Origin of the sequence: Streptomyces sp. (assembly GCF_036566765.1) — a bacterium.
Lineage (GTDB): Bacteria > Actinomycetota > Actinomycetes > Streptomycetales > Streptomycetaceae > Streptomyces.
This window is the reverse complement of record NZ_DATCVQ010000577.1, coordinates 1-8,596: the sequence shown is the minus strand read 5'-3', so window position 1 is coordinate 8,596 and position 8,596 is coordinate 1. Positions and strand designations below refer to the sequence as shown.

The following is an 8,596-nucleotide window of genomic DNA, read 5'->3' as shown; positions in this document are numbered from 1 at the left end:
GTTACATTCCGAACCCGGAAGCTAAGCCTTTCAGCGCCGATGGTACTGCAGGGGGGACCCTGTGGGAGAGTAGGACGCCGCCGAACAATCATTGTGGGAAAGCCCCGCACCTCATGGTGCGGGGCTTTTCTGCGTTCAGGGCTCGGGAAGTCGGATGGACGGGTGAGGAGATCTCCCTTTTTCAAGGAGATCCCCTCACCCACATCCACCGTCAGAGGCGGCCGGCTGCCTTCAGGGCCAGATACGCGTCGGCCAGGGCGGGTGCCAGGGTGTCGGGGGTCGCGTCGACGACCGTGACGCCGTGGCGCTGGAGCTGTTCCGCCGTGCGGAGGCGCTGGGACTGGGCCTGAGTGCCGGCGGCGGCCTCGTGGACCGCGTCGATCGTGCCGCGGGCGCGGGCCATCTCCGCGGTGTGCGGGTCGGCCACGGAGGCGACCAGGACCGTGTGGCGTTGGGTGAGCTGGGGGAGGACCGGGAGCAGGCCCTCCTCGATGGGGGCCGCGTCGAGGCTGGTCAGCAGGACGAGCAGCGAGCTGCGCGGGGCCTTGGCCAGCGCGGTGGCGGCGAGGGAGCGGGCGTCGGTCTCGACGAGCTCGGGTTCCAGCGGGGCCAGGGCGTTCACCATGGCGGGCAGGACGTCACCCGCCGAACGGCCCTGGACCTGGGCGCGGACGCGGCGGTCGTAGGCCAGGAGGTCGACGCGGTCGCCGGCGCGGGAGGCCAGGGCGGTGAGGAGGAGGGCGGCGTCCATCGAGGCGTCGAGGCGCGGGACGTCGCCGACGCGGCCGGCCGAGGTGCGGCCGGTGTCGAGGACGATCAGGATGTGGCGGTCCCGCTCCGGTCGCCAGGTGCGTACGGCGACGGTGGTCTGGCGGGCGGTGGCCCGCCAGTCGATGGAGCGGGTGTCGTCGCCGGGGACGTACTCGCGGAGGCTGTCGAACTCGGTGCCCTCGCCGCGGGTGAGGACGCTGGTGCGTCCGTCTAGCTCGCGCAGCCGGGCCAGCCGGGAGGGCAGGTGCTTGCGGCTGGTGAACGGGGGCAGGACGCGGACGGTCCAGGGCACCTCGTGGTTGCTCTGGCGGGCTGCCAGGCCGAGCGGGCCGAGGGACCGGACGGTGACGCGGGCGGCCTTGCGGTCGCCGCGCCGGGTCGGGCGCAGGACGGTCGTGACGCGTCGGCGTTCGCCCGGAGGGATCGTCAGTTCGTGCCGGGAGGCGGCCTGTTCGGTGCCACCGAGCCAGCTGCTGGGCGGCCAGGCGTCGCGGAGCTTGGCCCGCAGCCGGCGGCGGGAGCGGTTGGTGACGGTGAGCTGGACTTCGGCTTCGTCACCCAGTCGAACTGACGTATCACCACTTCGGGTGAACTCCAGCGTTCGCACTGGCGCGGCCATCGCGTAGTCGCACAGAATTGCGAGGGAGAGAGGCGCGTTCACGGCGAGCATCCCCGCCCAGCTGGGGGCGAGGATGCCGACGGGGAGCGAGCCGATGGCGGCGAGGAGTGCGGTTCGTCCGGTCAGGGCCACGTCGCTGCCTCAGCGGGGGACGGGGACGTGGGCGAGGATCGCGGTGATGACGGAGTCGGGGGTGACTCCCTCCATCTCGGCCTCGGGCCGCAGTTGGATGCGATGACGCAGGGTGGGCAGGGCGAGGGCCTTCACATCGTCCGGGATGACGTAGTCCCGGCCGGTGAGCCAGGCCCAGGCGCGGGCGGTCGACAGCAGTGCGGTGGCTCCTCGGGGAGAGACCCCGAGCGTCAGTGAGGGGGATTCGCGCGTGGCACGGCAGATATCGACGACATAGCCGGCGATCTCGGGGGAGACCGAGGTCTTCGCGACGGCGTCGCGGGCGGCTTCGAGTTCGGCGGGTCCGGCGACCGGGCGGACGCCGGCGGCCTGGAGGTCGCGCGGGTTGAAGCCGTCGGCGTGCCGGGTGAGGACGTTGATCTCGTCCTCGCGGGACGGCAGCGGCACGGTCAGCTTGAGCAGGAAGCGGTCGAGCTGGGCCTCGGGGAGGGGGTAAGTCCCCTCGTACTCGACCGGGTTCTGCGTCGCCGCGACGAGGAAGGGGTCGGGCAGCAGGCGCGGGGTGCCGTCGACGGTGACCTGCCGCTCCTCCATCGCCTCCAGGAGGGAGGACTGGGTCTTCGGAGGGGTGCGGTTGATCTCGTCGGCCAGCAGCAGGTTGGTGAAGACCGGGCCGGGCTGGAAGGAGAACTCGGCGGTGCGGGCGTCGTAGACGAGCGAGCCCGTGACATCACTGGGCATCAGATCGGGGGTGAACTGGACGCGCTTGGTGTCGAGTTCGAGGGCGGCGGCCAGCGTGCGCACCAGCAGGGTCTTCGCGACGCCGGGGACGCCTTCCAGGAGGACGTGGCCGCGGCAGAGCAGGGCGACGACGAGACCGGTGACGGCCGGGTCCTGGCCGACCACGGCCTTCGCGATCTCGGAGCGCAGGGCCTCCAGGGAGGCGCGGGCGCGGTCCGAGTTCTCGGCGGTCGCGGGGGTCGGGGCGGTCATGAGGTGCGTACCTCTCTTTCGAGGGCGTCGAGTTGGTCCGCCAGGCGGATGAGGGTGGCGTCGTCGGCGGGAGCCGGGCCGAAGAGGAGGTCCGCTGCGTCGTGGCCGCCCTCGGGGAGACGGGCGGAGATCGCGGGGAGCAGGGCCTCGGGGTCGTGGGCGTCGCGTGGGGCGACACCGAGCAGAGGGGCGATCCGGGTGCGGGTCGCGGTGCGCAGGACCGTGGCCGCGCGGTCGCGGGCGCCGGCCTTGCGGTAGAGGCGGGCGCGGCCCTCGGTGGCCTCGGAGGCGCGGATGGCCACCGGGAGGCGTTCGGTCACCAGGGGGCCGAGGCGGCGGCCGCGCCAGACGGCGGCGAGGAGGGCCGCGACGGCGAGCTGCAGCGTGCCCCACAGCCAGCCGGACGGGACGAGCGAGAGGAAGCCTTCGGCGACGGTCTCTTCGGAGTCCTCGTCGGAGCTGCCCTCGGCGGCCGAGGGGTCGGACAAGGAGGGGAGGTACCAGATCAGATGAGGCCGGGAGCCCAGGAGTTGGAGGGCGAGCGAGGCGTTGCCCTGTTCGTCGAGGCGGTCGTTGTAGAGCAGGTTGGGGGAGCCGACGAGGACGGTGTCGCCGTCGCCGGTGTCCTGGACGCGGAGCAGCGTCGGCCTGCCGTCGCTCGGGTAGCAGGCGTCGGTGCGCGACTCGGGAAGCGTCGAGGTGTACCGCTGGCCGCCGAGCACGACGCTCCCGGCGCGGACCGCGGCCGGGAGGGAGCAGTCGGGCTCCAGGTTCTTGGCGGGAGGTCCGGCGTCGCTGTCGACGCCAGGGACCAGCGTGCCGGCCGAGGCGGGGCCGGCGTCGAGCAGGACGGTGCGGCCTCCGGCGCCGGCCGTGGCGGACCGCAGGGTGTCCTGCTGAGCCGGGGTCAGGAGGTCGGGGGTGGTGACCAGAAGGGTGGTGTCCGGGCCCAGGTCGGCGGTGGCCTCGGTGAGCGTGGTGACCGGGCGGACCGAGACGCCCTGGCTCTTGAGGAGTTCGGCGGCGGCGCGGCTGCCGAGCTTGTCGGCGGAGCGCGGGTCGAGCTGGCCGTGCTGGTCCCCGGAGCGCACGGCGGCCAGGGCGATCGCGCCGATCACCAGGATGGCGAGACCGACGAGCAGTCCGCGGGTGCGGGTCCACACCTGACGGGCGGAGGCGGCGGTCGACGTCGGGCTCGTGGGCGTCCTGCTCATTCGGCGGCCCCCTGGGTGACGGCGTCGAGCCTCGGCTTCGCGCGCTCCAGGGCCGTGTCGAGTCGCTCCACCCGGCGGTACGCGGGCTCGTCCGCGCTGCGTCCGCCGTATGTGACGTCGTCGAACGCGCGGGCTGCCGCGCGCAGTTCGTCCGCGTGCTCGGGCAGCGTCCGGCCCGCCTCGGCGGCGGCCTCGTCGGAGGTGCGGCCCGGTCGCGGGTCGAGGAGGGTGCGCTCCTCCAGGGAGCGGACGACGGCGCGCATGCGCTCCTGGACGGCCTGGTTCCAGCGGGCGTCCGCCGCGTGCCGGTCCGCGGCGGCCCGGTGCTGGGCGGCCGTGCGGGGGCCTTCCTCGAAGAGGGAGTCCGCGGAGCCCGGCGTGCGCTGCGGGGTGCCGAGCCGCCACCACAGGGCGGCGATCAGGGCGATGACCACGACCCCGATGGCCACCAGGCCCAGTACGCCGCCGGGGCCGACGCCGGACGCCGCCGCGAACAGTTCGCCGACCCACTCCCAGAACTTGTCGAGCGCCCGCTGGAGCAGGCTCGGGTCGTTCTCGTGGTACAGCGGCTTGGACAGTTCCCGCTCCGCCGCCTCCCGGGCGGGGTCGCGGGGCGTGTCCACCGGCGCGTCGGTGCGGGCGCGGAGCAGCAGCCGCGCCGCGATCGTTCCCCCCGTGGTGATCACCCCGTCAGCTCCCGGCGGGGCCGGTGCCGGAAGCGGGGCCGGCGCCCGATGCGGCGGGGCCCTGACCGGTCAGGCCCGCGGCCCGTGCGAGTTCGATGTCGAGCGCCTCGCGGCGGATGCGCTGGTCGACGTAGAGCAGGACGACCACGCCGGCGGAGATCGGGTACGTGATCGAGGAGGCGATCACCGTTCCGATGCCGGTGACGATCAGGAAGGTCCAGCTGAACTCGGGGCTGCCGCCGGTCATCAGGCCCTGGAACATGTCGCCGTCGGCGATGAGCGCCACGATCATGAACGGGATCTCGATGATGGCCGCGACCAGGGCGGCGAGGATGCCCGTCAGCAGTTGGATGCCGAAGATCCGCCACCAGGAGCCGTTGACCAGCTTCGCAGAGCGCTTGAGCGACTCGATGATGCCCCGGCGCTCCAGCATCAGGGCGGGCGACGCCAGGCTGAAGCGGATCGCGAGCCACACGACGACGAGGACTGCGCCGATCCCGCCGACGGCGGCGAGGGTGCCGCCGGCGAGGTCGCCGATGAGCAGGCCGGGCACCAGGCCGACCGTCACGGCGACGGCGGCCCCCAGCGGCAGCAGCAGGGTCAGCCCGAACAGCTGGAGCAGCCGGGGGCGGGCCTCGCGCCAGGCGTCCGAGACGGTCACCCCCTGACCCAGGACGGAGCGGCTGATCACGACGGTGAGGAGGGCGGAGCTGACCAGGGTGGCGGCCAGGGCTATCAGCGCGGCCGGGATCGAGGCGATCAGCGCGGACTGAAGGCTGTCGGCGGTGTGCGCCAGCGCCTCGGACGGCGTCGCGTCCTGGCTGATCTGCGTCGGGGCGGGGACGGCGTAGCGCTGGACCAGGATCCTGCCGATCTCGGTGACCACCGCGACCGTGAGCGAGATGGCGAGCACCGGTCGCCAGTGGCGCCGCATGGTCGACACCGCGCCGTCGAGGATCTCGCCGATGCCCAGCGGGCGCAGCGGGATCACTCCGGGCTTCGCGACCGCGGGCTGCGGCGCCCAGCCGCCGCCTCCTCCCCAGCCCTGCGGAGGCTGCGGCGGGACCTGACCGGCTCCGGCGCCGGTCGGCGGCGACCACTGGCCCGCGGGCGGCTGTTCCTTCGACCACTGGACGCCCGGCTCGTTCGCGTCGGCGGGTCCGCCGGGAGACGGGACGGAGGCCCCGTCCCGACCGTCGGAGGGATCGGAGGGCGCAGATCCGGGCGAGGCCCAGCCCGGAGTGTCGTTCACAGTCGTCCACCTCGAGGATCGGTCGCGGGTCCGGCTCACCGAGCCGGCTCGGTCTCAGCGCGCGGCAGCCCCTGGGGGCGGCCGGCCGACCGCCATCGTGCCACGCGGGGCCCGCCCGCGGGCGGGGCCGGGGATCTCCTTCGCGGCTTCCTCGCGGCGGCCGCGGGGGGCAGATCGGGCGGATGGCTGACCAGTCCGTACAAACTCGCGCGTACGTGAGAGGACAAGGGTGGATGAACGACCGGTGATCTTCTGGCCGGTCGGGGTACGGTTCTGGCCGGCCACGGGGGCCACGGGGCGACTTGCGCGCCTGACGTCGACACTCACGGACGAGGTGGCCGGCGCCGGACGATCATGAGACGTCGGTGCTGGTCAGTGAGCTATCTCACCAGCCGCCTTGAGACTGATACGGAAATGGGATGATGTCGATATGAAGGGACGCGTTCTCGTCGTCGACGACGACACCGCTCTGGCCGAGATGCTGGGGATCGTACTGCGGGGCGAGGGCTTCGAGCCGTCGTTCGTAGCGGACGGCGACAAGGCACTCGCCGCATTCCGTGAAGCCAAGCCGGACCTGGTGCTGCTCGATCTCATGCTGCCCGGAAGGGACGGCATCGAGGTGTGCCGGCTGATCAGGGCCGAGTCCGGCGTGCCCATCGTCATGCTGACCGCCAAGAGCGACACGGTGGACGTGGTCGTGGGGCTCGAGTCCGGGGCCGACGACTACATCGTCAAGCCGTTCAAGCCGAAGGAGCTCGTCGCCCGTATCCGGGCGCGGCTGCGGAGGTCGGAGGAGCCTGCTCCGGAGCAGCTCGCCATCGGCGACCTCGTCATCGACGTGGCCGGCCACTCGGTGAAGCGCGACGGGCAGTCCATCGCCCTGACACCGCTCGAGTTCGACCTCCTGGTGGCCCTGGCCCGCAAGCCGTGGCAGGTGTTCACCCGCGAGGTCCTGCTGGAGCAGGTCTGGGGCTACCGGCACGCGGCCGACACCCGGCTGGTGAACGTGCATGTCCAGCGGCTGCGCTCCAAGGTCGAGAAGGACCCGGAGCGGCCGGAGATCGTCGTGACCGTCCGAGGCGTCGGTTACAAGGCCGGACCGAGCTGATCATGAGCACAGGCAGTACTGCTCCGAAGCCCGGGGAGCCGGGAGTCCGTACGGGGCGGGCTGCCGGGCCTCGGCGCGGGCCCTCGTGGTCCGGCCGTCTGCCGTTCGGCGGGCGGCTGCTTCACGACGGGGCGCCGGGTGGACCGGTTCTCCGGCTCTTCGCGCGCTGGGTGCGCCGTCCGCTGCTGCCTGCCGTACGGCTGTGGCGGCGGAACATCCAGCTGCGGGTCGTCGCGGCGACTCTGCTGATGTCGCTGGGCGTGGTGCTGCTGCTCGGGATCGTCGTCATCGGTCAGGTGCGCAACGGTCTGCTCGACGCCAAGGAGAAGGCCGCCCAGAGCCAGGCCGCCGGCGGTTTCGCGGCGGCGCAGGACCGGGCGAGCACCACCGCGCCGGGCGGGCAGGACGGCGGCCGGGCCGGTTCCTCGGTGAACTGGCGCTCCGAGCTGGTCGCCATGCTCGCCAGCGGCGGCCAGAGCGCCTACAACGTGGTCGCGCTGAGCCTCGAGTCCGAAGGGGCCGCGAGCCGCGGCGCCCGCGCCTCGGGCGAGGTCGACCCGACCACCAGCATCCCCGTCGACCTGCGGCACGGCGTGGCGCAAGGGGCGGGCACGTTCCAGACGTACGCGCGGATCCACTACACGAGCGGCAAGGCGTCCGAGCCGGGGCTCGTCGTGGGCAAGCGGCTCAACGACGCCGAGGGCACGCAGTACGAGCTGTACTACCTGTTCCCGCTGGCCCAGGAGGAGGAGTCCCTCGCCCTGGTCAAGACCACCCTGGCGACCGCCGGGCTGTTCGTCGTGGTACTGCTCGGGGCCATCGCCTGGCTCGTCGTGCGCCAGGTCGTCACGCCCGTGCGGATGGCGGCCGGCATCGCCGAGCGGCTCTCCGCAGGCCGCCTCCAGGAGCGGATGAAGGTTACCGGCGAGGACGACATCGCTCGGCTCGGCGAGGCTTTCAACAAAATGGCGGCGAACCTCCAGGGCAAGATCCAGCAGCTGGAGGAGCTGTCGCGGATGCAGCGGCGGTTCGTCTCGGACGTCTCGCACGAGCTGCGCACGCCGCTGACGACGGTGCGCATGGCCGCCGACGTCATCCACGAGGCGCGCAGCGACTTCGATCCGGTGACGGCGCGCTCGGCGGAGCTGCTCGGCGATCAGCTCGACCGCTTCGAGTCGCTGCTCGCCGACCTGCTGGAGATCAGCCGCTTCGACGCGGGCGCGGCGGCGCTGGAGGCCGAGCCGATAGACCTGCGCGTGGTCGTCCGGCGGGTCATCGGCGGCGCGGAGCCGCTGGCCGAGCGCAAGGGCGGCCGGATCGTCGTCGTCGGCGACGAGCAGCCGGTCGTGGCCGAGGCGGACGCCCGCCGGGTCGAGCGGGTGCTGCGCAACCTGGTCGTCAACGCCGTGGAGCACGGCGAGGGCAAGGACGTGATCGTGCGGCTGGCGTCGGCGGGCGGCGCGGTCGCCGTGGCCGTACGCGACTACGGGGTCGGGCTGAAGCCCGGCGAGGCGACCCGGGTCTTCAACCGCTTCTGGCGGGCCGACCCGGCCCGCGCCCGTACCACCGGCGGCACCGGCCTCGGCCTGTCCATCGCGGTGGAGGACGCGCGGCTGCACGGCGGCTGGCTGCAGGCCTGGGGCGAGCCGGGCGGCGGCTCGCAGTTCCGGCTGACCCTGCCGCGGACCGCGGACGAGCCGCTGCGCGGCTCCCCGGTCCCGCTGGAGCCCGAGGACTCGCGGCGCAACCGTGAGCAGGCCGCGGCCGGTGCCACGCAGGACGAGGCGCGGCGGCCGGCGGTGCCGACGCAGCCGGCCGGCG

At 73.3% G+C, this 8,596-nt stretch carries 7 protein-coding genes and 1 rRNA gene; 3 read left to right on the top strand and 5 right to left on the bottom strand.

Features of this window, described 5'->3' with window-relative positions; translation table 11 throughout:
• A 5S ribosomal RNA gene (rrf, locus tag VIU94_RS33480) occupies positions 1-86 on the top strand; the annotation flags it as partial.
• A 125-nt stretch (positions 87-211) separates the two neighbouring features.
• On the opposite strand, the gene VIU94_RS33475 is transcribed toward rrf, so the two are convergent.
• Genes VIU94_RS33475 through VIU94_RS33455 form a run of 5 tightly spaced genes read right to left on the bottom strand, consistent with a single transcriptional unit; the run spans position 212 to position 5,667 of the window.
• Positions 212-1,522 carry a DUF58 domain-containing protein gene (locus tag VIU94_RS33475; protein ID WP_331917344.1) on the bottom strand — a complete coding sequence of 437 codons (1,311 nt, stop codon included), beginning with the start codon at positions 1,520-1,522 and terminating at the stop codon, positions 212-214.
• Between the two features lie 9 nt (positions 1,523-1,531).
• On the bottom strand, positions 1,532-2,515 hold the full coding sequence (locus tag VIU94_RS33470) for an AAA family ATPase (RefSeq protein WP_331917342.1): 984 nt from the start codon (positions 2,513-2,515) through the stop codon (positions 1,532-1,534).
• A complete protein-coding gene (locus VIU94_RS33465; RefSeq protein WP_331917340.1) occupies positions 2,512-3,729 on the bottom strand; it encodes a DUF4350 domain-containing protein in 1,218 nt (405 codons plus the stop codon). Before VIU94_RS33465 ends, VIU94_RS33470 begins: the two co-directional genes overlap by 4 nt.
• On the bottom strand, positions 3,726-4,415 hold the full coding sequence (locus VIU94_RS33460) for a DUF4129 domain-containing protein (RefSeq protein WP_331917338.1): 690 nt from the start codon (positions 4,413-4,415) through the stop codon (positions 3,726-3,728). Before VIU94_RS33460 ends, VIU94_RS33465 begins: the two co-directional genes overlap by 4 nt.
• 4 nt (positions 4,416-4,419) lie before the next feature.
• Positions 4,420-5,667: a glycerophosphoryl diester phosphodiesterase membrane domain-containing protein gene (locus VIU94_RS33455; RefSeq protein ID WP_331917336.1), complete on the bottom strand. Its 1,248-nt coding sequence runs from the start codon at positions 5,665-5,667 to the stop codon at positions 4,420-4,422.
• A 430-nt stretch (positions 5,668-6,097) separates the two neighbouring features.
• Between VIU94_RS33455 and mtrA the strand changes: the two genes are divergently transcribed.
• Together mtrA and mtrB are read left to right on the top strand one after the other, a co-directional pair.
• Entirely contained in the window at positions 6,098-6,775 is a 678-nt protein-coding gene (gene mtrA / locus VIU94_RS33450; protein WP_009333493.1) for a two-component system response regulator MtrA, read from the top strand.
• A 2-nt stretch (positions 6,776-6,777) separates the two neighbouring features.
• Positions 6,778-8,596: MtrAB system histidine kinase MtrB (mtrB, locus tag VIU94_RS33445; RefSeq protein ID WP_331917334.1), on the top strand; the 1,819-nt coding region annotated here is incomplete at its 3' end.